The sequence below is a fragment of the Streptomyces sp. NPDC102462 genome (assembly GCF_044765425.1).
In the GTDB taxonomy this organism is placed as follows: Bacteria; Actinomycetota; Actinomycetes; order Streptomycetales; family Streptomycetaceae; genus Streptomyces.
This window is the reverse complement of sequence record NZ_JBIWKB010000022.1, coordinates 113,045-134,981: the sequence shown is the minus strand read 5'-3', so window position 1 is coordinate 134,981 and position 21,937 is coordinate 113,045. Positions and strand designations below refer to the sequence as shown.

Below are 21,937 nucleotides of genomic sequence, written 5' to 3'. Positions count from 1 at the left end.
AACGGCTACAACGAGACCGACCCACCCGACTGGGCACACCGCTGGCCGGCGGAACTGCTCTGGGTGACCCACAAACCGTAAGGTCCGCCGCGCCGGGACGTGCAGGCATCACCGTGATGACGAGTGCGGTGCCCTGCGTCCCGTACCGACGCTCTCCCTTTCCGGCGGGCGACGACGCTCGCGCTCCTGGCGCAGTCGCCGATGTGCGCGAACCGGCCGGCGGCGATTGCATGCAGTGCGTCTCCCGCGGTACGACTCCGCACGCCCCGTGACCCGCTCCGTCCGCCGCGCCTCCCTCGATCCCAACCCGGCTCCGTCCCGCGCACCTCCCTCGATCCCAACCCGGCTCCGTCGCCCGCGCATCCCTCGATCCCAACTCCGCTGTGTTTCGGGGAAGTTGCCAGGCCGATGCCAATGCGTCCGGGGTCTTCACGAGATCCACATCGCAGGCATAGATTCCCGTCGGCCCGAACATCCATTCAAGTCGAGGGAATCCTTTGACACGCCATCCGTCCGGAAGAAGGCGCCGCCTGCTCGTGCTCGCGGCCACCCTCCTGGTCACCGCGGCGACCCCGCACCTGACCGCCTCCGCAGACACCTCTCGGACCAGTGCCACGACCGGCACGACCCGCGCCTCTGACAACGTTGCCACATCCACCGTCACCCTCATCACCGGCGACAAGGTCACCGTCACCCCCGACGCGGTCGGCGGCCCCGGCACCCTCACCGTGCAAGGACCCGACGGCGAGCCCGTGGGCGCCCGGGTGCTCACCGTCGGCGGCGACACCTATGTCTATCCCGACTCCGCCCGCCCCTATCTGGCGTCCGGCGCCCTGGACGACCGGCTCTTCGACATCACCCGGCTCGTGGCCGACGGCTACGACGACGCCTCGCGGCAGCGCCTGCCCCTCATCGTGACGTACGGCGGCACGGACGCCCCGGCGTCCACGCTGCGCAAGCGGGCCGTCGCCATGCCCGGCGACATCACCGGCGTCCGCCCCCTGACCAGCGTCAACGGGGTCGCCCTCGCCGCGGCCCGTGACGACGCCGGCGCCCTGTGGACGACGCTCACCGCGAACCGGTCCTCCGCTGCCGAGAAGCCGGCCCGCGAGGCGGCCTTCGCGGGCGGCGTCGCCAAGGTCTGGCTCGACGGCCGGGCCGAGGCCACCCTCGCCGACTCGGTCGCCCAGATCGGCGCGCCCGAGGTCTGGCAGGGCGGCAACACCGGCCGGGGCGTCGACGTGGCCGTCCTCGACACCGGCTACGACCAGGACCACCCGGACCTGAAGGACGCCGTCGAGGACAGCGCAAGTTTCGTGCCCGGCGAGGACGTCACCGACCGCAACGGCCACGGCACGCACGTCGCCTCCACCGTCGCCGGCAGCGGCGCCGCCTCCGGCGGCACGGAGCGGGGCGTGGCCCCCGGCGTGGACCTGCCCGTCGGCAAGGTCCTCTCCGACGAGGGGTACGGCTACGACTCCTGGATCCTCGCGGGCATGGAGTGGGCCGCCCGCGACGCCCACGCCCGGGTCATCAGCATGAGCCTGGGCAGCAGCCAGTACGCCGACGGCCAGACCGTCCTCGCCCGGGCCGTGGACGAACTCAGCGCGGAGACCGGCGCCCTGTTCACCATCGCGGCCGGCAACGACGGCCCGGACGCGCAGACCGTCCGGTCGCCCGGCACCGCCGACGCCGCACTGACCGTCGGCGCGGTCGACTCCTCCGATACCATCGCCGACTTCTCCAGCCGCGGCCCCCGCTACGGCGACGACGCCCTCAAGCCGGAGATCACCGCGCCCGGCGTCGGCATCCTGGCCGCCCGCTCGCAGTGCATGAGCGAGGGCTCCGGCTCCTACATCAGCCTGAGCGGCACCTCCATGGCCACCCCGCACGTGGCCGGCGTCGCCGCCCTGGTGGCCGCCGCCCACCCGGACTGGACCGGCAGCCGCATCAAGGACGCCCTGGTCAGCACCGTGAAGGCCACCGAGGACATCGCGGCTGACGACGGCGGCAACGGCCGGGTCGACGCCGCGACGGCCGCCACCGCGGCCCTCACCGCCACCGGCACCCTCGACGCCGGCATCCACTCGCCCGGCAAGGACACGGGGACCGTGGCGAAGACCGCGACCTGGACCAACACCGGCGACCGGGCCATAACCGTGGAGCTCGCGGTGGACGCGCCCGGCGTCCCCGCCGGCGTCTTCGCCGTCTCCGACGACCGCCTGGAGGTCCCCGCGCACGGCACGGCGAGCGCCACCGTCACCACCGACCTGGACAAGGCCGGCGACCTGCGGCGCTGGACCGGCCGGCTGACGGCGTCCGCCGACGGCCGGGTGCTCACCCGTACCCTGCTCGGCGTCAGCACCCGCCGGCAGCTCGTCCACGTCCGCAGCACGATCACCGGCCGCTCCGGCGAACCCGCCTACGGCGCCCTCACCTTCTTCCGCGAGGGCGACGAGTACGCGGGCTACCACCTCTTCGACGGCGGGCAGTCGGACGAACTGCTGCCGCCCGGCCGCTACACCGTCTACGCGGACTTCCGGGTGGAGGGCACCCACGGCGCGGCCTCGGCCGGCTACGCCCGCATGGTCCTGCCGCAGGTGGACATCACCGGCGCCACCGACCTGGTCTTCGACGGCAGGAAGCTGCGGCAGATCTCCGCCGTCACTCCGAAGAAGACCGAGAACTTCTCCCGGCGCCTCGACTACTACCGCGCGTTCGACGACGGCAGCTCCGTCCTCGACAGCACCCTGATCGGCGACGGCTGGGACAGCATGTGGACGGCGCCGACCCAGCGCGTCCGCGACGGCGAGCAGTACCTGACCGCCCGCTGGCGCGACCAGGAGCCGCTGCTGACGGTGACCTCCGGCGGGCAGGGCTTCGACGACCTGTGGATCATGCCCGGTTCGGCGAAGCTCCCCGAGGGCGACTACGACCTCGACCTCATCCACCCCGGTGACGGTCTCGACGAGGACTACGAGGGCGTGGACGCGGCCGGCAAGGCGGCCGTCGTGCCCTGGGACTCCGACGACGAGGACACCGCGGACGACCAGATCAGGGCCGCGCAGAGGGCCGGCGTGAAGCTGCTGCTGTTCGTCAACGACGCCGACGGACGACTGCGCCAGCCGATCATCAGGTCGACCATCGAGGTGGTGGGTCTGTCCCGCACCGAGGGCGACACACTCATGGCACGCGTCGACGCCGCCGCCACCGGGAGCGTGCCGCTGCGGGCACTCTCGCGACCCGACACGGACTACCTCTACGACTTGGTCCGCACCTGGAAGGACCGCATACCCGCGGACCTCGTCTACGCCCCCAGGGCCGCGCAACTGGCCCGCGTCGAGACCTCGTTCCGCAACCCCGCCGGCCGCGAGGTGTACGAGAACCGGTACGACGTGCACCCCTGGACCGCCTACCGGGTCGGCACCAACCGGCTCAGCACCGCGGGCGCCCACCGCACCGACTACGTCACCACCGACCGCTCCTTCTCATGGGTCGAGGAGGGCGAACTCCAGCTGCTCTCCTACAGCGCCTCCGGGCCCGTCCGGTACCCGGCGGGGCGGACCACGGACGTCGAGTGGTTCGGACCCGTCGTACGGCCCCGCCTCCACAGCGGCGTGGCGGCCCCGGTCCGCACCGGCGACGAGATCGAGGTGACCCTGCCGTCCTGGGGCGACTCCGGCGGCGACCACGTCAACTGGATCCCCTTCGGCAGCGCCGACACCACCCAGCGGACCCGGCTCTACCGTGACGGCACCCTGGTCGGCGAGGGTGGCGCCGGGCTGAGCGCAGCGGTGCCCGCGCGGAAGGCCGGCTACCGCCTCGTCCACGAGGCGACCCGCACCGCCACGGCCGCCTTCCCCTACTCGACCGCCACCCGCACCGAGTGGACCTTCACCTCAGCCCGCCCCGGCACCAAGGAGGACAGCGCGCACCTTCCGCTCATCCAGGTCGACTACACCCTGCCCACCTCCGACGACGGCAAGGCGGCGGCCGACGCCACCCTGCTCGTCACGCCGGTCCACCTCGACGGCGGACCGCACGCGGTGCCGCGCACCACCAAGGTCCAGCTGTCCTACGACGACGGCGCCACCTGGACCACGGCACGGCTCCGCGGCAAGGGGGCCGGCTCGGTGAGCGTCGCCCTGCACGCACCCGCCTCGGCCCAGTACCTCACGCTGCGCGTGCAGGCCGCCGACAGCCGTGGCAACACCGTCACCCAGACCGTCGTACGCGCCGCGGGAATCACCCGCTGACCCGTCCCTGACCGAACCGCCCGGCGACCGTGACCCGGCCGCCGGGCGGCCTTACGAAACCTCCAGGAACCCATCCGTGCTGAGAACGGCCACTGGATTCCGCCACCTCCTTGGCCTGCGGCCACAGCTCCCCGCGTGGTCGCGCTGCGGGTTCGGGGGGTTGTCGGTTGTCTGCGGGTGTGTGGTGGCTGGTCGCGCAGTTCCCCGCGCCCCTTTGGGGCGCGGGTTCGGCGGGCGCCCGCTGCGTAGGCCGCCGGTGGGACGGGCGCCGTCGTCGGCGTGTCTGCGGGACAATGGCGGGTATGGACTCCGCGCCCAGCGTCTTGGAGGTTCGCCGTGACAGGTTTGCCCGGCGGCTTCCCGGTGCGCTCGCGGAGCTGGCCGGCCCCGCGCACGGCACGGTCAGTCTGCCGTTGCACCTCGCCTGGTCGGGGCTGACCCGGTTCGACCTCGATCAGCCCCGCCTGCGGATGAGCTGCTACCGCACCGTCCTCGCCGAAGGACGGCACGACGACCTCGCCCGCTACCTGAACCGCGACCTGCTCATCGGGATGTGGCCCGTCCTGCGGGGCCTCGTCAGCCGTGACATCCGCGAGGTCTGGGAAGGCGCGTTCACCGAACTGGCCCCCGCGGTCCGGGCCGCCGTGTGAACCTCACCGAGCTGCATCGACGGCTCCTCGCCGACGTACTCGCCGTGGGCGGCGCCTACCCGCTCGTCCTCGCCGGCGGCTACGCCGTCCGGGCCCACGGCCTGGTCGACCGGCTCAGTCAGGACATCGACGTCGCCACCGAGAACCCCGAACCGATGGAGCGCATCGCCGGCATCGTGCGCGCCGGACTGGAGGACCGCGGCTGGCGGGTTCGGGCGCTGGACACCGACCCGCTGTCCGCACGGCTGATCGTCACCGACCCCGCAGACGGCCAGGAGTGCGAGGTCGGTATCCTGAAGGAAACGCTCTGGCGTCCGCCCGTGCGCACCGCGTACGGGCTCGTGCTCTCCCTCGACGACCTCGTCGGCACCAAGGTCCGCGCGCTGGCCGACCGTGGGCTGGCCCGTGACCTGATCGACGTCCGGGCCGCGAGCGGCCACTGGAGCCACGCCGAGCTTGAGGAACTCGGCCGCCGCCACGCTCGCGACACCTTCGACCTGACCGAACTCCAGTCACGCCTCGACGGGGTCGACTGGATCGACGACACCGAGTTCGCCGCGTACGGACTTGACGACGCCGCGATCGGCGACCTGCGCCGCTGGGCCCAGCAGTGGTCCGACGACATCGCCGAACGCCTTCTGGAAGAAGCGGACCCGGCGGACGACTGACCGGCGAAGGCGCTGCGGAAGGCGTTCACGCGTCCCGTTGCGAAGGGTTCGGGGTCAGTTCCCCGAGGCCGTCGTGGACGGGATGCGTCCGGCGGTGGCGTGCGCGGGCGCGTAGAAGCGTCCCTTCGTCATCTTGGTGAGGGCGACGTGGACGACGGGTCCGAGGAACATCGCGATGAACGACGCGTACGCCACCGGGTAGACGCCGAGGATGCCGAGGGCGCCGACGAACACCGCGAGGCCGAGGGAGATCAGGCCGCAGGGGTTCCACTCGCGCACTTCGTCCTCGCGGAACTCGATGTTCTCGGACCGGCCGAGCCCCAGCCAGCGCCGGCAGACGAAGTAGTCGGCGAGGATGATGAGCACCCAGGTGTTGGTGAGGACGCCGGTGACGGCGAGGAACGTGCCGAGGTGGTTGATGACGTTCGTGGCGTAGAAGATGACACCGAACAGCCACACGCCGAACATCCACCAGGGACGTCCGGGACGGAAACCGGCGACGACGTCGAAGCCGCTCGACAGGGTGATGGAACCGCCGTACAGGTTCATGACGTTGATGCGGATCTGGGTGATGACGACGAAGACGACCCCGAGCAGTCCCATGAGGTGGACGAAGACGAATCCGGGGTCCTGTGCCTTCTCCTCGCCGAAGGAGCCGACGAGGGACGCGCCCAGCATCGCGCCGAGGAAGATGATGACGAACATCGGGATGAGTTCGAGCAGCATGATGGTCGCCGTGCCGCGGTAGCGGATCCGGGTGCTGGCGAAGCGTCCGTAGTCGGTGGCCATCAGACCCTGGAAGATCATCTGTCCGTTGGCGAAGCTCATCGCGGTCCACAGGGCCGCACCGCCGCCGGTCGCGGTGGAGTTCCACTGGCCGACGCCGGCGATGTCGTGCTGGGAGCCGAGACAGATCAGGGCCCACACCAGCAGCCCGACGAAGATCGGGAAGCCCCATTTCTGGAGGGTCGACATGGCGTACATGCCGCGCCAGACGAAGCCGATCGTGACGAGGCCGATCACGGCGAAGATCCCGATGCCGGCGAAGGAGTCGATGGGGATGTCGAAGTAGTAGGCGATCGCGTGGGAGACGATCGTCCCTTCGAACAGGAAGTAGTAGACGAAGTTGACCGCGTAGATGAACGAGGTCAGCGCCGCGCCCCGGCTGCCGAAGCCGAGTCCGCGGGATATCAGGCTCTGGGAGAGTCCTTCGCGGCTGGCCATCCGCATGGTCAGGGAGCCGATGAGGACGGCGCCGATGAAGAAGTAGCCGATCGGCAGCAGCATCGTCGGCCAGCCCACGAGGAAGGTCTGCTGGGCGCCGAAGGAGAAGAAGAACATGGCGGTGGCGTTGCCGAGCAGCACGAGGCTGATGGCGGGGATGGGCCAGCGCTTGTTGTCGGGCACGCGCTCGACGGCGAAGCTCTCGATCTGGTCGTCGATGGAGGCTTCGGGACCGCGGAAGGACTCTCTGATGGACATCGGTGGTTCTCCAAGTGGTGCGGGGAGGTGGTGCGGCGGAGCGTGATCAGGGGGCGGGTACGGCCCAGCGGCTGTCGAGGGCGCGGGCGGGATCGGTGCCGAACTCAAGGGCGAGCCCGGTGGCGGTGGCGCGGGCCTCGTCCAGGCAGGCACGGGCGAACGCGGTCCGTGCCGTCGGGTCGTCGGCCGGGGCGGAGAGCGCCTGTTCCCACCGTGCTTCGAGGTCGTCGAAGGCGGTGCGCACACGCGCGGCACGGGCGGTGAAGTTCCGTGCCTCGGGGTCCTTGGCCGCGTCGAGCAGGTGCTGCCACTGCCACCACACCGAGAGCGGGTCGTGCCCGGGGCTGCGATGGTCGCGGGGGTCCCAGGAGGCCGCGGGGGCGGGCCGGGTGAGCCCTTCGGGCAGCTCCTCGATCTCCAGCGGGACGGGAAGGTAGACACCCGTGCAGGGGGTGACGGGGCACCACCACAGGGTGAGTGGACCGGGTCCGTCGTGCAGGTCGACGATGAGTGAGGCCGCGGTGTTGCCCCAGGTGAAGCCCGACGGGTGCTCGTGCATGCAGAGCGTGTGGAAGTCGGGGCGTGCGGCGTCGAAGGAGGGACCGCCGAGGAAGGTGTCCTCCAGGTGGTCGCGCAGCACGCGCTTCATGGTGCGCAGGTCGATGCCCGCGGCTGCCCCGTCGGTGAGGAGCTGGTGGGAGCGGCGGCGGCGGATGTGCGACACCTGCAGCGGTGTGCCCGGGTCGGTGAAGGCGTCCGCCACGTCCAGCGGCCGGTCGGACGGCCATCCTGCCCGTGTCGCCGCCGCGCGCAGTCCGGAACTGGTGAGGTCCGCGTCCGTGCGGATGGACAGCTCGTTGCTGACCGACGCGACACCGCTGGTGATGCGGCGGGCCGCCCAGTCGCGTCCGATCGTCTCCAGGACCCAGGCTTCCCGTGGATCGGCGATGACGAAGGCGTTGTCGTAGGAGCCTTCGGCATGGGGTGTGCCGACCATGGCCGAGCCCCACTGGCCGTGGCGTTCCAGCAGTTCCGTGATGACCTGGAGGGCTTCTCGCGCGGTGCTGCCGCGTTCCAGTCCGAGGCGGACGAGTTCCATGCCGAGGATGCCGGGTTCCTGTGTGTCGCCCGCCTTCTCCCTGGCGACGGCGTCCGCCCAGACGTTGCTGAAGACGGCCTCGTTGCCGATGGCGACACGGTGCTCGTTCACACCCATCTCATGGCCCCAGCACCAGAACGGGCTCGACCCGATGTGCGCGTGGGCGGGCGCGTCCTCGATGGTGAGGTAGGCGAGGCGCAGGGGGTCGCCCGCGGGCCGGGCCGGGTGCCGGCGCAGCGGCTGGGCCTCGCCGGCGGGGCGGTCGCTGTTCTTGCCGAAGAGGACCGTTCGGCGGCGGGTGGAGTCGGGGAGCGCGACGACGGTGTCGCAGCTCCAGGGGCGGGTCGTCACGGTCGGGCTCCGTTCCGGTGAGTGGTCGTGAGGCCCTGGTCCAGGTGGGCCTGGACGAGGGTGCGGGCGGCCTGCCCCACGAGGCGGCAGGTCAGCTCGGGGTCGTCGGCGCAGGCGGGGTCGATGCGGTCGAGCGTGATGGTGTCCGCGAACAGCGCCTCGTCGTCCGCCGCGGCGGGCAGACGGTTGCTCCCCACGATCGCCACGGTCTTCACCCCGTGGGTCCGGGCGAGCCGGGCGATGCTCACGGGGGCCTTGCCCCGCAGGCTCTGCGCGTCGAGGCGGCCCTCCCCGGTGATGACGAGGTCCGCCCCGCGGATCTGCTCCTCCGCGCCCAGCAGGTCGAGGAACACCTCCGCGCCGGACCGCAGGTGTCCGCCGAGCAGGAGCCCGACCCATGCGAGCCCGCCCGCCGCCCCGGAGCCCGGCCGCCGGGCCGCCCCCGGACTGCCGAAGGCGTCCTCCAGAAGGTCCGCCGCGTGCGCCAGCCCGGCGGAGAGCCGGCGGACCATGTCGTCGTCCGCGCCCTTCTGGCGCGCGAACATCTCGGCCGAGCCGTCGCGGGCGCCCACCATGGGTGTGTCGACGTCACACGCGAGGACCAGGCGTACGGTGCGCAGGCCGGGATGGAGTTCTCCGGTACGGACGGTCGCGAGATCGGTCAGTGCCGTACCGCCCGGCGCGAGCCGGCGGCCCTGCGCGTCCCGCAGGTCGGCGCCGAGCGCGCTCAGCAGGCCGGTGCCGCCGTCGGTGGCGGCGCTGCCGCCGAGCGCGAGGGTGATCTCCTCGACCCCGTCGTCCAGGAGGGCGGCGACGGCCTGGCCGACGCCGTACGTCGTGGCCGTGGCCGCCTCGGACGGGCCGGGGCGGCGCGCGCCGAGGCCGCACACGGACGCCACCTCGACGATCGCCCGGCCGCCGAGCCGGGCGACGGACGCCTTCACGTCCGTGCCCCAGGCGTCGGACGCCGGCACGGAGTCGGCCCTCCAGCCCGCGGACAGCGCGGCGGCCACGCTGCCGTCGCCGCCGTCGGCGACGGGCAGCCGCGACACGGCCGCGGCGGGGGCCTGCTCCGCGATCGCCGCCGCCATGACGTCGACGAGACGCTGGGCGGAGACGGTTCCTTTGAACTTATCCGGGGCGAGGACGACGCGCCGGACGGCGTCTACCTGCATAGAGACGCTCCTCCCGAAAATTGTTCGTCAAGTTATCTCACCCGTTTGTCGGATTGTCTAGCGTCCAGCGGATATTCTGAGAGCCCTCGCACCTCACCCACGACGCGAAGGACGCGCGCATGGCGATCCAGCTTGTAACCCAGTCCGTCGGCGACGCCCTCGTGACATCGCTGCGTGAGCGGATACTCGCGGACGAGATCACCGCCGGCACGGCGGTCACGGAGGCGTCGGTCGCCACGGAGTACAAAGTCGCGCGGCAGACCGCGAAGGCCGCGATCGAACGGCTGGTCGGCGAGGGCCTGCTGGAACGCACCGCGCACCGCAGCGCCCGCGTCCCGACGCTGGACGAGACACGGGTGCGGGACCTGTACTTCGCCCGCGGTGTGATCGAGGTGCGGGCCTACGAACTACTGGCCGCCAAGCGGCTGTTGACCCCGCAGGCCCTGACCGCCCACGAGGCGTTCCGCACCTGCTCGACCGGCTCGGACGTGGCGGCCATCGTCCAGGCGGATGTCGCCTTCCACCGTGCGCTCATCGACGGCCTGGACAGCGACCGCCTCTCCCGCGCGCACAGCGTGATCATCAATGAGATACGGCTCTGCCTCGCCCAGGTGCAGAACGCGCATCTCCTCGCCCCCGCGGAGATCGCCGAAGAGCACCAGACGATCATCACGGCCATCCGCGACGGCGATGTCACCGGAGCCGGCGAAGTGGGCCTGGAACACCTGAGGCACGCCGAGCGGAACCTGCTGCGACACCTGCGCGGCTGACCTCCGGCCGGCGGGCTGCCGCTCGCCCGGGTCAGGTGTCGCGGGTGAGGAACCTCTTCGCGGATTCACGGAAGCGGGCGACGAGCGGGTTGGTGTCCGCGGAGCGTGCGGCGACCACCACCTGGCAGGGTTCGACCCCCTCGACGGGAACGGTGGCGAGGTCGTCGCGGAGCGTGCAGCGCCGGTCGTCGGCCGGCACGAGGGCGACGGCCCGCCCGTCGGCGACGACTTCGAGTTTGTCCTCGAAGGTGTCGACGAGCAGGGGACCGAGCGGGGCCGGGCTGCCGTCCGGACGGGGATCGAGCCGCCAGAAACCCGTCCACAGCGCGGCCATACCGGCACAGGCCACGAGGGGTTCGTCGGCGAAGTCCTCAGGGGTGACCGACTCCTTGCCGGCGAGGCGGTGGAACGCGGGCACCAGCAGCGCCCGGGGCTCGTCGTAGAGGACGGTCACCTCCAGGCCGTCGCTCGGGACGGGGAGCGGTGTGCGGACCACGAGCGCGTCGACCCGGCGGTCGGGCAGGGCGCGGACCTCGTCCCAGTCCAGATGACGGGTGCGGACGTGGGCGTCGGGGTGCGACCGGCGCAGGTCCCGAACCGCGGGGGTGATGACCAGGTCCTCGACGTATCCGATGGTGATCGTGCGCGGCGGTGCGGCGGCCTGCGCGGTGAGCACCGCCTGCCGTGCCGTGTGCAGGAGGGTCTGCGCCTGCGGGAGGAAGGCCGCGCCGGCCGCGGTGAGGCGGCTGCCCTGGGTGGTGCGCTCCAGCAGGCGTACGCCGAGTGCGTCCTCCAGCCGCTGGATCTGGCGGCTCAGCGAGGGCTGGGCGACATGCAGGTGCGCGGCGGCACGGGCGAAGTTCAGATGCTCGGCGACGACCGTGAAGTACCGGACCAGTCTCAGATCCAGGTCGGGTCCGGGCCGGGGCACGGCGGAGGGCGGGACTGCGTCGGGCATACCGGCAGCCTACCCGTCATGCAGTTCCTGCATGACGGGGTGCAGAACGGGTCTTGGACGCCCGGTTCGGACGGCTGTTGACTCGATGCCGTCCGGCCGGGATCCACCGCCCGGACGACATCCCTCAGCCGTTTCCAGAGATGGAGTGTGTCCGCCATGGGCAAGTACGAGGACAAGCGTGTGGTGATCACCGGAGGCAGCAGCGGTTTCGGCCTGGCCACCGCGCAACTGCTCGTGGACGAAGGGGCACGTGTGCTGCTCACCGGGCGCAACCAGGCCGCCCTGGATGCCGCCCGCGGCCGGCTCGGCGCGAGGGCGATCGCGGTCCGCAGCGACGCCGCCTCGCTGCCCGACATCGACGCGCTGGCCGACCGGGTGAAGGACGAGTTCGGCACGGTCGACGCCCTGTTCGCGAACGCGGGCGTCAACGGTTTCGCGCCGTTCGAGGCGACCAGCGAAGAGCTCTTCGACCAACTGCTGACCATCAACGCCAAGGGCCCCTACTTCACGGTGCAAAAGCTCGCCCCGCTGCTGGCGGACGGCGGCGCCGTGGTGCTCACCACGTCCGTCGCGAACGTGCTGGGCCTTCCGACGCTCAGCGCGTACGCGGCGGGCAAGGCCGCGGTGCGCTCGATGACCCGCAGCCTGGCCCGGGAACTGCTGCCGCGCGGTATCCGTGTCAACGCGGTCAGCCCCGGCCCGATCGACTCCGGGATCCTGGAGAAGTCGATGCCCGAGGAGGCGGCCGAACAGGCCAAGGCGCAGATGGCCGCCGACAACCCCATGCTGCGCATGGGAAGCCCCGCCGAGGTCGCCAGGGCGGTGGTGTTCCTCGCCTTCGACGCCACCTACACCACCGGCGCCGAACTCGCCGTGGACGGCGGCGGCTCCCAGCTCTGACACGCGGCACCGGGAAGCAGCGCCGGGAAGGCGCCGGCCGTCGCGCCGTCCCGGCGCCGTGGGTCCGGCTCGCGGGTGATCCGCAGGGCGGAGGGGCGGGTCAGACCAGCGGGGGAGCGGGGTGCTTCTGGGGGGTGACGCCGAGGGAGGTGAGGGCGCCGGAGCATGGGGATTCCGGCGGAGGGAGTCGTGGTGGAGCGTGCGGACCGGATCGGGCGTGCGGCGGCGTACGGGGCGGCGGCGGCCCTCGTGCCGTATCTGGTGATCAAGGTGTCGTGGGTGGTGGGTTCGTTACTGGGACTGCTGCCGGTCGGGCGGGGCTTCGGCCTGGGCGGGTGGCTGGTGCTCAACACCGTCACCATCGCCATGGCCGCCGCCGGGATCACGCTGGGGCTGGCGCTGGTACGGCCGTTGACGGGAGCGGGCATCATCCGGACGCTGGCACGCGACGCCCGCGACCGGTGAGCGCGCCCGACGGATGCGCGCCCGCCCTGCCGGCGAAAACTCCCCTGCCGGGGCCACATTCATCCCGCCCCGTCGAGCAGCCGGCTGTAGCGCAGCCGCAACGCCCGTTCGGTGCCGGCCGCCGCCGTGGCGAGGCCGAGCACGGTGTTGCCCCACTTCGGCAGGCCGATGGGCGAGGTGAAGGTCCCGGTGTGCCGGGCGATGCCCTCGGCCCTGGTGAGCTGTTCGGCGACCTGCGGAATGAGGACGGCCAGGGCGGCGACGAGCACGCTCAACGACAGGAGACCGATCGCGCGGCTCAGCGCGGGATGCTCGCGTTCGAGGCGCGCACGGCGCCCCTCGGCGGAGCGGGGGTCCGGGACGAGCTGGTACTCGGGACCCTCGTCGGTGACGTAGTGGCAGCGCCTCATCCCGAAGACGCTCACCCTCACCTCGATCGCGCCGCCCGGCACGGGGCCTGCAACGCGTCAACGCATTGCTCGCGCAGGACGACACCACCACCCCCTGACGACACCACCCACCTCGGACCCGACGGCCGACGCTGCGACACGGGTGGGCGTCATTCGGCTGTGGAACCGGTCGTCCGACGAGCGCGGTGCCGGCCACATGTTTCACGCGGTGACCTTGGTGATGAACGCGGTGAGGTTCGTGACGGTGCGCTGGATCTTCTCTTCCACGGTGAGCGATTCGGGCAGCCGTGCGCCGACACCCGCGTCCTTCTTGCCCCGTACATAGAGCGGGCAGGCGAGGTCGCTGCACAGATAGGCGCCCACGGAGTTGCCCTGCTGCCCGGTCTTGCCGGCCTTCGCGGCGACCATGAGCGAAACACCCCCGGTGTGGGTGGTCAGGCAGATCGAGCACATGCTGCGCCGCAGCTGCCAGGAGCCGCCGCTGGGGCAGCGCAGGGCGAGTGCGACCGGGCGGCCGTCCAGTTCGGTGGCGAGGTAGGCCCGGTCCGGGGCCTGGGGGTCCCTCCAGCCGAGGAAGTCCAGATCGTCCCAGGGCCGCTCGGCCAGATCGCGGGGGACGGACAGGCGCTTGGCCTCGCCCTTGGTGCAGTTCAGGAACGCGGTACGGATCTCTCGTTCGGTCAGCGGCTTCATGAACCGCAGGCTATTTTGCCTAAAGGTATTAGGCAAATGCATAATGGGTTCAGTCGTGTGGGAGGAAGGTTATGGTGAGAGTGGGGCTGACCCCGGAGCGTCTGACCCTGGCGGGCGCGGAACTGGCCGACGAGGTCGGTTTTGACCAGGTGACCGTCTCGGCGGTCGCCCGCCGATTCGACGTCAAGGTCGCGAGTCTGTACTCGCACCTGAAGAACTCCCAGGAACTCAAGACCCGTATCGCCCTGTTCGCCTTGGAAGAGCTCGCCGACCGGGTCGCCGACGCCCTGGCCGGGCGGGCCGGCCGGGACGCCCTGGCCGCCTTCGCGGACGCCTACCGCGACTACGCCCGGGAGCACCCCGGTCGCTACGCCGCCGCCCGCCTCCGGCTCGACCCCGAGACGGCGGCCGCCAGCGCCGGGGTGCGGCACTCGCGGATGGCACGGGCGATCCTGCGCGGCTACGACCTGACGGAGCCGGACCAGACGCACGCGGTCCGGATGCTGGGCAGCGTCTTCCACGGCTACGTCAGCCTGGAGCTGGCCGGAGGCTTCGAGCACAGCGCCCCCGACGCGCAGGAGTCCTGGGAGTGGATCATCGATTCCCTCGACACCCTGCTGCGCAACCACACCACACCCTGACCGGCGGCCCGCCGCACCTGTGGAGGCGGCACGCCGTGCCACGCGCCGGCACACCTGACCGTACGGACAACCGATCAAAACAGGCTGAGGCGATGAACACCGAGCACGACACGATCACCACCCCCGTTACCGCGGACATGCTGCGCGGACACCTCGACGTGGAAGCGACCGCGCACGGTCTGCTGCCGCATCGGCTGCCGGCCCGCGCCCGCCGGCAGATCCCGGACAGTCAACTGGCCATGGCCGAGGCCCAGCCGGCCGGTGTGCGGCTGGTCTTCCGTACCCGGGCCACCGCCATCGAACTGGACACCCTGCCCACCAAGCGGGTCTACCAGGGTTTCCCGGCCCCTGCGGACGGCGTGTACGACCTGCTGGTCGACGGCCGTCTCGCCGCCCAGACCACGGTGGCCGGCGGAAACGTGCGCACGATCACCGACATGGTCACCCAGTCCTCCGAACTGACGGAGGGCCCGGCCGGCACCGCCCGGTTCACCGGGCTGCCGGCGCGTGACAAGGACGTCGAGATCTGGCTCCCGCACACGGAGATCACCGAGCTGATCGCCCTGCGCACCGATGCCCCCGTCGAGCCGGCGCCCGACCGCGGGCGCAAGGTGTGGCTGCACCACGGCAGTTCCATCAGCCACGGCTCCAACGCCGCCCATCCGACGGCCACTTGGCCGGCCCTGGCAGCGGCCCAGGGTGGCGTGGAGCTGGTCAACCTGGGGTTCGGCGGCGGCGCGCTGCTCGATCCGTTCACCGCCCGTGCCATGCGGGACACCCCCGCGGACCTGATCAGCGTCAAGATCGGCATCAACGTCGTCAACGCCGACCTGATGCGCCTGCGGGCCTTCACCCCCGCGGTCCACGGCTTCCTCGACACCCTCCGCGAGGGTCATCCCTACACGCCCCTCCTGGTCGTGTCCGCCATCCTGTGCCCGATCCAGGAGGACACCCCCGGCCCCCTCATGCCCGACTTCGACGGGGGCGGGGTGGGGTTCAAGGCGACGGGCGATCCGGCCGAACGCGCCGCCGGACGCCTGACGCTCAACGTCATCCGCGACGCACTCGCCCGCCTCGTCGAACAGCGGGCGGCCGACGACCCGAACCTGCACTACCTCGACGGCCGTGACCTGTACGGCGAGCGGGAGTACGCCGCGCACCCGCTGCCCGACGGGATCCACCCCGACCCCGAAGGCCACCGCCGCATCGGCGAGAACTTCGCCCGACACGCCTTCGGCCCCGACGGCCCCTTCACCGACTGAGCCCGGCCGAACACCGCGATCCCGGGGAACCTCTGTCACCCGGGCAGAGCCGCCTTCACGGACGGGTTTTCAGGCCGTCCAGGGTGAGGTCGAGGAGGCGTTCGGCCCGATCCCGCTGTTCGGGTCGGGCCGAGGTGAGGGCGATGCCTTCGAGGGCGGCGCCCAGGTCGGCGGGGCTGATGTCGGTGCGGATCGTGCCGGCGGCCGCACACGCGTCCATGAGGCTGGTGATGGCGGCCTGGATCATGTCGCGGCTGTGGCCGTAGGGGTTGCTTCCCGCGGCGGCGATGGCGCGCAGAGCACGGGCCATGCCGGACTTGGCGGTGACGTAGTCCAGGAAGAGGCGCGTCCAGGCGCGCAGGGCTTCGTGGGGCGGCTGTGCGGCGAGTAAGCCGGGTACGGCGTCGCACAGCTGGACCACCTCGTTGCGGTAGACCGCCTCGATCAGTGTCTCCCGGGTGGGGAAGTTGCGGTACAGGGTTGCGCTGCCCACGCCCGCCTCTTTGGCGATGCGCTCCAGGTGCGCGTCCAGTCCCTCTTCGGTGAACACGCGCACCGCGGCCGCGAGGATCTTGTCTCGGTTGCGCCGCGCGTCAGCTCGCAACGGGCGTTGTGCACTGTCGGCCATCAGCGGTCGCCATGCCCCTCTCCGGTTCCCTGGTTGCTAACCGGAGGCGCCCCCACTTAGTCTGGCATAACTGGTGGCGCCCCCAGTTCCACTGTAGGTCATGGGCTGACCTGCGCATATCCTCCTTGGAAGGACGTTGACCATGCCAGGTGTCGAGGGCAAAGTCGTAGCGATCACAGGGGCCAGCAGCGGCATCGGAGCGGCTACGGCGGCCCACCTCGCCGAGAGAGGAGCCCGGCTTGTGCTCGGGGCCCGGCGCAAGGACCGGCTGGACGAGGTGGTGGACCAGATCACGGCGCGGGGCGGCTCGGCCGTCGGTGCCGTCATCGACGTGACGCGCCGCGAGGACCTCAAGCGTCTGACGGACACGGCACTCGACCGCTTCGGCCGGCTGGATGTCCTGGTCTCCAACGCCGGCACGATGGCGGTGTCACCGTTCGACGAGCTGCGTCAGGACGACTGGGACGCCATGGTCGCCACGCACATCACCGGCCTGCTGAACGGGATCGGCGCGGCCCTTCCCGTGTTCCGGCGGCAGCGCTCCGGCCACTTCGTCAACGTCGCCTCCACCGCGGCCTACGTCGTGAAATCTCCCCAGGCGGTGTACGCGGCGACCAAGACGGCGGTGAAGGTGCTGACCGAGGGCCTGCGGCAGGAGTCGGGACCCGACCTCAGGGTCACCCTCGTCTCACCGGGGTTCACCAACACCGAGGGCGTCGGCAAGGGGGCGAGTCCCGAGGCAGCGGCGGCGGCCGTCCGGCAGCGCGACGAGATCGCCATTCCGCCCTCCGCCATCGCGTCCGCGATCGGTTACGCGATCGAGCAGCCCGTCGGGATCGACATCAGCGAGATCGTCGTCCGGCCCACCGTGCAGGCCTGACCGCGCCGGCATCGCCGCTTTCCATGAACATCCGCCGCGCGGTAGCCGTCCCCGTGTGTGCGTCAGCGCTTCTTGGCCAGCCACTCGGCCAGGACGGCGGCCTGGCTGTGGTCCACGTCCTTGGTGGCGGTCAGCAGCATCAGCTTGTCGTGGGCCGCAAGGTCACGCAGATGCCCGGCCGCCTCACGGTGTCCGGCATCGCGCAGCTCTGCCAGATAGCGGCGGCGGAACTCGGTGAAGCGGCTGGGCTCGTGGCCGTACCACTTGCGCAGTTCGCTGGAGGGGGCGATGTCACGCAGCCACTCGTCCAGATGCGCTTCCTCCTTGCGCATGCCCCTCGGCCAGACCCGGTCGACCAGCACACGCTTGCCGTCCCTGGGCGAGGTCTCTTCGTAGACTCGCCGGTAGGTGATCTGTTCGGTCATGACAGAGCCCTCCACATCGGGCCGCACGACGTATCCGTTCGACAGACCCAGTCTAACGGCGCCCGCCACGCCGGCCGGGGGGGGGGGGGGGGGGGGGGGGGGGCACCGCGGCGCCCCCCGGGTGGGCCCCCCCGGCGGCCCCCCGGAGCGCCCCCCCCCCCCCCGAAGGTGCGACACCCCGCGCCCCCCCCGCCCCCCCCCCCCCCCCCCCCCCCCCCCCCCCCCCCCCCCCCCCCCCCCCGCCCGCCGCCCCCCCCCCCCCCGGACCGAGGGCCGCTGCGGCTTCGGCCCGCCGGAGCGCACTGCCTCCGTCCGACCCCAGGACGATGGGTGCGAAGCCCTCGTCCCCGGCGACCCGGCCGACCACGGTGGCCGCGGCTCCGTCACCGAACAGCGAGGCGGTGGCACGGTCGTCGGGGTTCAGGAAACGGGAATACGTCTCGCTCCCCACGACCACGGCATGCTCCACTTCCGGGTTGGACGTGAGCCACGCGTGTGCCACTTTGGCGGCGAACAGCCACCCCGAGCATGCCGCCGACACGTCCACCCATCTCGGCTGTCTCAGCGAAGGTGCGGACGCGGCGCGGCAAGTACGTCCCGATGCCGGTGATACCGATAGAGGTGCGCTTTTCATGACCTGCAAGAGCGGACGACACCGGGTTTCCTCCCCTTATCCGACAACTGCTGTCCGCTACCTGTGGAGATGATGGATCGGTTTGACATCGGGCCAGTTCAGCGCGACCGACCCCCAGGTCAGTCCGCCCCCGAAGGCCGTGAGCAGGGTCCGGGCCCCCGGCACGACCCCCTCACGGCCCGCCGTGTCCGCCATGGCCAGGGGCAAGGACGCCGCCGCGGTGTTGCCCACCTCGGCGATATTGCCGAACCGATGACTCGTATCGATGCCCAGACGGTCACCGACGGCGTCGACGATGCGCTGGTTGGCCTGATGACTGACGAAGACCTCGACCGCATCGGACGACCACCCCGTGCGGGACAGTACGGAGCGGCAGGAAGAGGTCATACGCTGAATCGCCTGCGTGTAGACGCTCCGGCCCTGCATGCGGAAGTACCTGTCCTCCCTCGACGCAGACACATCACGATGCGGGGCACGGGAGCCTCCCGCGGCGATCGCGATGAGGTCGCTGTTGCTGCCGTCACTTCCCAGGGCGAAGGCATGGACCGCGCCGGGCTCCGCCTCGTCGCCCCGTTCCAGCAGTACGGCTCCTGCTCCGTCGCCGAATATGACCCCGGTTCCTCGGTCCAGGGGATCGATGATCGATGTGTAGACCTCTGCTCCGATCAGCAGGGGACGGGTACACACACCGGAGGAGATCAGCGACGAGGCCAGGGCGAGCCCGTAGACGAACCCGGAGCACACCGCCGAGACATCCACGGCCGGCACGTCGGTCAGACCGATCCGGCTGGCCACCTCGGGCGCGGTCGCGGGACACGGACGATCGGGGGTGGTCGTGGCCAGCAGCACGAAATCGGCGTCCGTCCCCGCCGAGGTCAGGGCCGCTGCCCCAGCGACGGTCGCGAGGTCCCCGGTGCTCGTTCCCGGCTCCACCCAGCGGCGTCGGTGGATGCCCGTGCGGGTACGGATCCACGTGTCCGACGTCTGGAACCGGTCCACAAGATCGTCATTGGTGACGACACCCTGCGGCAGACACACGCCCATCCCGCGTATCACACTGGCAGACATAGTTATGCCATCCCCCTCAGTCATCTCGTGGGCCATCAGCAAACCGTGCAGGCGAATCGCAGGGGAACAACATTCCGAACCGAGTGCGTGAACGCGTTGAACGGTGCTCCGTCAGCAGGCCGGAACTGCCCATGAACTGGCCTTGCCCCGCTGCTGGACCGGGCCTGCCGCCGGCCGCAGCGCACATGGGCGGCGGAGCACGCAGGCCGCGGTGCGGTGCCGGTGCGGCGATGGCCGGTGGGAAGCGCTGCCCGCCGCGCCGACCGAACCGACGACGCCGGTGTCCAGCCCACACCGGACGAAGAACGTCGCCTCACCGCCGAGAACCGGGCCGCCGACCTGAGCGTCATGGAAGCGAAGGTCGGGGGTCTCGGAGAACGTCCCTCGTGCATGGAGGGGCTTTCGAATGTGGGGAGGGGATACAGGACATGACGAAAGTCCGTCCAAGCCGACTGCTGGCCTTCGCGCTGACGGCAGGTGCGGCCGGAGGCACCGTCTTTCTCGTCCGCCGACGCTCGACGTCTGCGTAACTTGCCTTAGCCGCGCCGAGCTTGGCCGTTGAGCCGGAGGTGGCGGCCTGCCTGCCGCGGGCCGTCACCTGCGCGACAGCCGCCCGCAGAGGCTCTGAAGCGGGTGCCGCTCGCCTCGTGGACCGGGCCAAGTGCCGCGATTCCGTGTGCTGTCCGCCGGGAAGAGATCAGCGTGTGACCCGACGTGCGCGGAACTCCCGACTCGCCGCCTTGCTCACGGAGGCGGACTGGACCGCTGGCGATCTGGCCCGTGCGGTCAACTTCCAAGGCAAGGCGCAGTCGTTGGCTCTGCGGTACGACCGTACTTCGGTGGCGCACTGGATCAGTGGCTCCCGTCCTCGTGCCCCTGTACCGGAGTTGGTCGCCGCGGCGCTGAGCCGTCGTACGGGCCGTCTGATCACCTCGGAGGCCACGGGTCTTGCGGCAGGCTCACCGGATGTTACCGAGAGTATGTCCCCTCATCTTGCGCAGAGTTCACCCGTGCGGTATCTCGTCGACATGGCCCATGCAGACACCGACCCGTTACGGCGTGCCGTCGTCACGAGGTCTGCCTATACCTTGACCGCCGTCGTCCTCCACGACTGGTCCCTCCCGCATGCTCCTCCGCCCGTCCGAGGGCGGCGTGCGACGGCTGCCGATGTGGAGATCCTTCAGGAGGTGGTGCACCTCGCCGCGGACCGCGCCGAACGCCGCGGTGGCGCGCACGGCCGATCGGCCCTGGCCGCCTATCTCGCGGATGACGTGAGCCGCGTCCTGGCCTCAAGCGCCAGTGCACCGGTGCGCCGCGACCTGCTGGCCGCCAGCGCGGAACTGACTCATCTGCTGGCCCAGATGACCGACGACGCGGGACATCCGGGGCTGGCCCAGCGCTACTTCCACACGGCACTCGGACTGGCCGGGGAGGCGGGCCATCGGACCCTGTACGCGATCACCATGCGTGCCATGAGCGCGCAGGCCCTTCGGATGCACCACTACAAGTACGCGGCCGAACTCGCCGAGGGCGCGCTGCAGACCGTGGGCACGGATGCCGGCCATTCCGTCATGGCGTTCCTGCTGAGCCAGCGTGCGGTGGCTCACTCGCTCGGCGGCGATCAGCGTCGTGCCTTCACGGACCTGACGGACGCCGAGACCCGTCACGGGCAGGCCACCAGTGCCTCCGGGCCCTTCACGGCCTATCCCCGGGCCGGTCTCGACTACCAGCGAGCCCAGGCGCTGCTGCACCTCGGACGGCGCGCCGATGCCGTCGTAGCACTCCAGGACTGCCTTCGGCACCGGCCGCCGGCACACCGCAGAAGCCACGCGCTGACCCAGGCGCGGCTGGCCGAACTGCTTCTGAGGAGCGGTCATGTGGAGCAGGCGTGTGTCCACTGGAACCTTTTCCTGGACGACTATCCGCACGTCAGGTCGACTCGCGCGGACCAGGCCCTTGGCGGACTGCGCAGTGCCCTTCGTCCACACCGGCGGCAGCGTCGGGTCGCCAGTCTGTGGGAAAGGGCGGAGAACCTGAGCGGTTCCCTCTCCTCTTGACGCGAAACGCTCCAAGCCTGCCGTCAGTCGCGACTTGCGTGCGGCAGGCTCTCGGCAGTCAGCAGCTGCCCAGCTGAACACCGGCGGGGCACGTGCGCCGTCTTGGTGATCACCTGAGCCATGCTGTGATGAATGTCCTCGTCGTGACGGTGGGCTCGGCCATGTGCGGCCGAGAAGACCGCACAGTCCGGCGGCCGAGCAGGGTACGCGCGGACCACTGACGGTCCAGGACGAGGTTGTCGACCGGGGCCCCTTCGCAGACGCGCCGCCTCCTCCCGTACGGAAACGCTGACTCCGCCGTGGAGGAGCGCGCTGAACACCTCGTGCAGGTGAGCGGACTGTGCCATGTGTACCCCTCGGAAGTGATGTGTCGGCATTGCAGCTCATGAGGCACCCTCCGGTCGCTGCCCCGGCGCCGGTGTGAGGACGGCCCGGCCCGAAAGCCGCCCAGGGGGAAGCGGCGTG

At 71.2% G+C, this 21,937-nt stretch carries 20 protein-coding genes; 10 read left to right on the top strand and 10 right to left on the bottom strand.

The features are described 5' to 3' along the window. The first annotated feature begins 536 nt into the window (after positions 1-536). From ACIRFL_RS20815 to ACIRFL_RS20805, 3 genes are all read left to right on the top strand, one after another. A complete protein-coding gene (locus ACIRFL_RS20815) occupies positions 537-4,256 on the top strand; it encodes a S8 family serine peptidase (RefSeq protein ID WP_404030304.1) in 3,720 nt (1,239 codons plus the stop codon). Positions 4,257-4,558: 302 nt separating this feature from the next. Further along, positions 4,559-4,906 carry a transcriptional regulator gene (locus tag ACIRFL_RS20810; protein ID WP_404030302.1) on the top strand — a complete coding sequence of 116 codons (348 nt, stop codon included), beginning with the start codon at positions 4,559-4,561 and terminating at the stop codon, positions 4,904-4,906. Then, entirely contained in the window at positions 4,903-5,574 is a 672-nt protein-coding gene (locus ACIRFL_RS20805; protein WP_404030300.1) for a nucleotidyl transferase AbiEii/AbiGii toxin family protein, read from the top strand. Before ACIRFL_RS20810 ends, ACIRFL_RS20805 begins: the two co-directional genes overlap by 4 nt. 54 nt (positions 5,575-5,628) lie before the next feature. Here the strand turns inward: ACIRFL_RS20805 and ACIRFL_RS20800 are convergent, their stop codons facing one another. Genes ACIRFL_RS20800 through ACIRFL_RS20790 form a run of 3 tightly spaced genes read right to left on the bottom strand, consistent with a single transcriptional unit; the run spans position 5,629 to position 9,681 of the window. Continuing rightward, on the bottom strand, positions 5,629-7,056 hold the full coding sequence (locus ACIRFL_RS20800; RefSeq protein WP_404030299.1) for a purine-cytosine permease family protein: 1,428 nt from the start codon (positions 7,054-7,056) through the stop codon (positions 5,629-5,631). Positions 7,057-7,102: 46 nt separating this feature from the next. Beyond that, the gene (locus ACIRFL_RS20795) at positions 7,103-8,506 is read right to left on the bottom strand and encodes a C69 family dipeptidase (RefSeq protein WP_404030298.1); all 1,404 of its coding nucleotides are present in this window, start codon (positions 8,504-8,506) and stop codon (positions 7,103-7,105) included. Continuing rightward, entirely contained in the window at positions 8,503-9,681 is a 1,179-nt protein-coding gene (locus tag ACIRFL_RS20790; RefSeq protein WP_404030296.1) for a glycerate kinase, read from the bottom strand. Before ACIRFL_RS20790 ends, ACIRFL_RS20795 begins: the two co-directional genes overlap by 4 nt. A gap of 119 nt (positions 9,682-9,800) precedes the next feature. On the opposite strand from ACIRFL_RS20790, the gene ACIRFL_RS20785 reads away from it, so the two are divergent. Further along, the gene (locus ACIRFL_RS20785; RefSeq protein WP_404030295.1) at positions 9,801-10,451 is read left to right on the top strand and encodes a GntR family transcriptional regulator; all 651 of its coding nucleotides are present in this window, start codon (positions 9,801-9,803) and stop codon (positions 10,449-10,451) included. Between the two features lie 31 nt (positions 10,452-10,482). Here ACIRFL_RS20785 and ACIRFL_RS20780 read toward each other — a convergent pair whose 3' ends face one another. Beyond that, the gene (locus tag ACIRFL_RS20780) at positions 10,483-11,409 is read right to left on the bottom strand and encodes a LysR family transcriptional regulator (protein WP_404030293.1); all 927 of its coding nucleotides are present in this window, start codon (positions 11,407-11,409) and stop codon (positions 10,483-10,485) included. Between the two features lie 156 nt (positions 11,410-11,565). Here ACIRFL_RS20780 and ACIRFL_RS20775 point away from each other — a divergent pair, with 156 nt between their 5' ends. After that, on the top strand, positions 11,566-12,309 hold the full coding sequence (locus tag ACIRFL_RS20775; protein ID WP_404030291.1) for an SDR family oxidoreductase: 744 nt from the start codon (positions 11,566-11,568) through the stop codon (positions 12,307-12,309). A gap of 165 nt (positions 12,310-12,474) precedes the next feature. Beyond that, the gene (locus ACIRFL_RS20770) at positions 12,475-12,774 is read left to right on the top strand and encodes a hypothetical protein (protein WP_404030290.1); all 300 of its coding nucleotides are present in this window, start codon (positions 12,475-12,477) and stop codon (positions 12,772-12,774) included. A gap of 59 nt (positions 12,775-12,833) precedes the next feature. On the opposite strand, the gene ACIRFL_RS20765 is transcribed toward ACIRFL_RS20770, so the two are convergent. Then, the gene (locus tag ACIRFL_RS20765) at positions 12,834-13,199 is read right to left on the bottom strand and encodes a hypothetical protein (RefSeq protein ID WP_404030288.1); all 366 of its coding nucleotides are present in this window, start codon (positions 13,197-13,199) and stop codon (positions 12,834-12,836) included. Between the two features lie 186 nt (positions 13,200-13,385). Then, positions 13,386-13,877, bottom strand: a complete 492-nt coding sequence (locus ACIRFL_RS20760) for an FBP domain-containing protein (RefSeq protein WP_404030286.1) — start codon at positions 13,875-13,877, stop codon at positions 13,386-13,388. 71 nt (positions 13,878-13,948) lie between these two features. On the opposite strand from ACIRFL_RS20760, the gene ACIRFL_RS20755 reads away from it, so the two are divergent. Together ACIRFL_RS20755 and ACIRFL_RS20750 are read left to right on the top strand one after the other, a co-directional pair. Further along, positions 13,949-14,518, top strand: coding sequence for a TetR/AcrR family transcriptional regulator (locus tag ACIRFL_RS20755; RefSeq protein WP_404030285.1), 570 nt, complete (start codon positions 13,949-13,951; stop codon positions 14,516-14,518). Between the two features lie 92 nt (positions 14,519-14,610). After that, a complete protein-coding gene (locus ACIRFL_RS20750) occupies positions 14,611-15,780 on the top strand; it encodes a GDSL-type esterase/lipase family protein (RefSeq protein WP_404030283.1) in 1,170 nt (389 codons plus the stop codon). 55 nt (positions 15,781-15,835) lie between these two features. Here the strand turns inward: ACIRFL_RS20750 and ACIRFL_RS20745 are convergent, their stop codons facing one another. Beyond that, entirely contained in the window at positions 15,836-16,408 is a 573-nt protein-coding gene (locus ACIRFL_RS20745; RefSeq protein ID WP_404030281.1) for a TetR/AcrR family transcriptional regulator, read from the bottom strand. A 142-nt stretch (positions 16,409-16,550) separates the two neighbouring features. Between ACIRFL_RS20745 and ACIRFL_RS20740 the strand changes: the two genes are divergently transcribed. Next, entirely contained in the window at positions 16,551-17,288 is a 738-nt protein-coding gene (locus tag ACIRFL_RS20740; protein WP_404030279.1) for an SDR family oxidoreductase, read from the top strand. Positions 17,289-17,350: 62 nt separating this feature from the next. On the opposite strand, the gene ACIRFL_RS20735 is transcribed toward ACIRFL_RS20740, so the two are convergent. The 3 genes from ACIRFL_RS20735 to ACIRFL_RS20725 are packed head-to-tail and all read right to left on the bottom strand — an operon-like array spanning position 17,351 to position 19,451. Then, positions 17,351-17,713: a DUF488 domain-containing protein gene (locus ACIRFL_RS20735; RefSeq protein WP_404030277.1), complete on the bottom strand. Its 363-nt coding sequence runs from the start codon at positions 17,711-17,713 to the stop codon at positions 17,351-17,353. Positions 17,714-17,765: 52 nt separating this feature from the next. After that, a complete protein-coding gene (locus ACIRFL_RS20730) occupies positions 17,766-18,347 on the bottom strand; it encodes a hypothetical protein (RefSeq protein WP_404030275.1) in 582 nt (193 codons plus the stop codon). Positions 18,348-18,404: 57 nt separating this feature from the next. After that, positions 18,405-19,451, bottom strand: coding sequence for a beta-ketoacyl-ACP synthase III (locus tag ACIRFL_RS20725; RefSeq protein WP_404030273.1), 1,047 nt, complete (start codon positions 19,449-19,451; stop codon positions 18,405-18,407). 1,133 nt (positions 19,452-20,584) lie between these two features. Here ACIRFL_RS20725 and ACIRFL_RS20720 point away from each other — a divergent pair. Then, the gene (locus ACIRFL_RS20720) at positions 20,585-21,472 is read left to right on the top strand and encodes a tol-pal system YbgF family protein (protein WP_404030271.1); all 888 of its coding nucleotides are present in this window, start codon (positions 20,585-20,587) and stop codon (positions 21,470-21,472) included. Positions 21,473-21,937 lie beyond the last annotated feature (465 nt).

Excerpts from the sequence above, each read along its gene's own strand:
- ACIRFL_RS20725 (WP_404030273.1), bottom strand. The coding sequence starts at position 19,451 with ATGGCCCACGAGATGACTGAGGGGGATGGCATAACTATGTCTGCCAGT.
- ACIRFL_RS20810 (WP_404030302.1), top strand. The coding sequence starts at position 4,559 with ATGGACTCCGCGCCCAGCGTCTTGGAGGTTCGCCGTGACAGGTTTGCC.
- ACIRFL_RS20785 (WP_404030295.1), top strand. The coding sequence starts at position 9,801 with ATGGCGATCCAGCTTGTAACCCAGTCCGTCGGCGACGCCCTCGTGACA.
- ACIRFL_RS20730 (WP_404030275.1), bottom strand. The coding sequence starts at position 18,347 with ATGAAAAGCGCACCTCTATCGGTATCACCGGCATCGGGACGTACTTGC.
- ACIRFL_RS20775 (WP_404030291.1), top strand. The coding sequence starts at position 11,566 with ATGGGCAAGTACGAGGACAAGCGTGTGGTGATCACCGGAGGCAGCAGC.
- ACIRFL_RS20750 (WP_404030283.1), top strand. The coding sequence starts at position 14,611 with ATGAACACCGAGCACGACACGATCACCACCCCCGTTACCGCGGACATG.
- ACIRFL_RS20740 (WP_404030279.1), top strand. The coding sequence starts at position 16,551 with ATGCCAGGTGTCGAGGGCAAAGTCGTAGCGATCACAGGGGCCAGCAGC.
- ACIRFL_RS20760 (WP_404030286.1), bottom strand. The coding sequence starts at position 13,877 with ATGAAGCCGCTGACCGAACGAGAGATCCGTACCGCGTTCCTGAACTGC.
- ACIRFL_RS20780 (WP_404030293.1), bottom strand. The coding sequence starts at position 11,409 with ATGCCCGACGCAGTCCCGCCCTCCGCCGTGCCCCGGCCCGGACCCGAC.
- ACIRFL_RS20800 (WP_404030299.1), bottom strand. The coding sequence starts at position 7,056 with ATGTCCATCAGAGAGTCCTTCCGCGGTCCCGAAGCCTCCATCGACGAC.
- ACIRFL_RS20790 (WP_404030296.1), bottom strand. The coding sequence starts at position 9,681 with ATGCAGGTAGACGCCGTCCGGCGCGTCGTCCTCGCCCCGGATAAGTTC.
- ACIRFL_RS20755 (WP_404030285.1), top strand. The coding sequence starts at position 13,949 with ATGGTGAGAGTGGGGCTGACCCCGGAGCGTCTGACCCTGGCGGGCGCG.
- ACIRFL_RS20735 (WP_404030277.1), bottom strand. The coding sequence starts at position 17,713 with ATGACCGAACAGATCACCTACCGGCGAGTCTACGAAGAGACCTCGCCC.
- ACIRFL_RS20770 (WP_404030290.1), top strand. The coding sequence starts at position 12,475 with ATGGGGATTCCGGCGGAGGGAGTCGTGGTGGAGCGTGCGGACCGGATC.
- ACIRFL_RS20745 (WP_404030281.1), bottom strand. The coding sequence starts at position 16,408 with ATGGCCGACAGTGCACAACGCCCGTTGCGAGCTGACGCGCGGCGCAAC.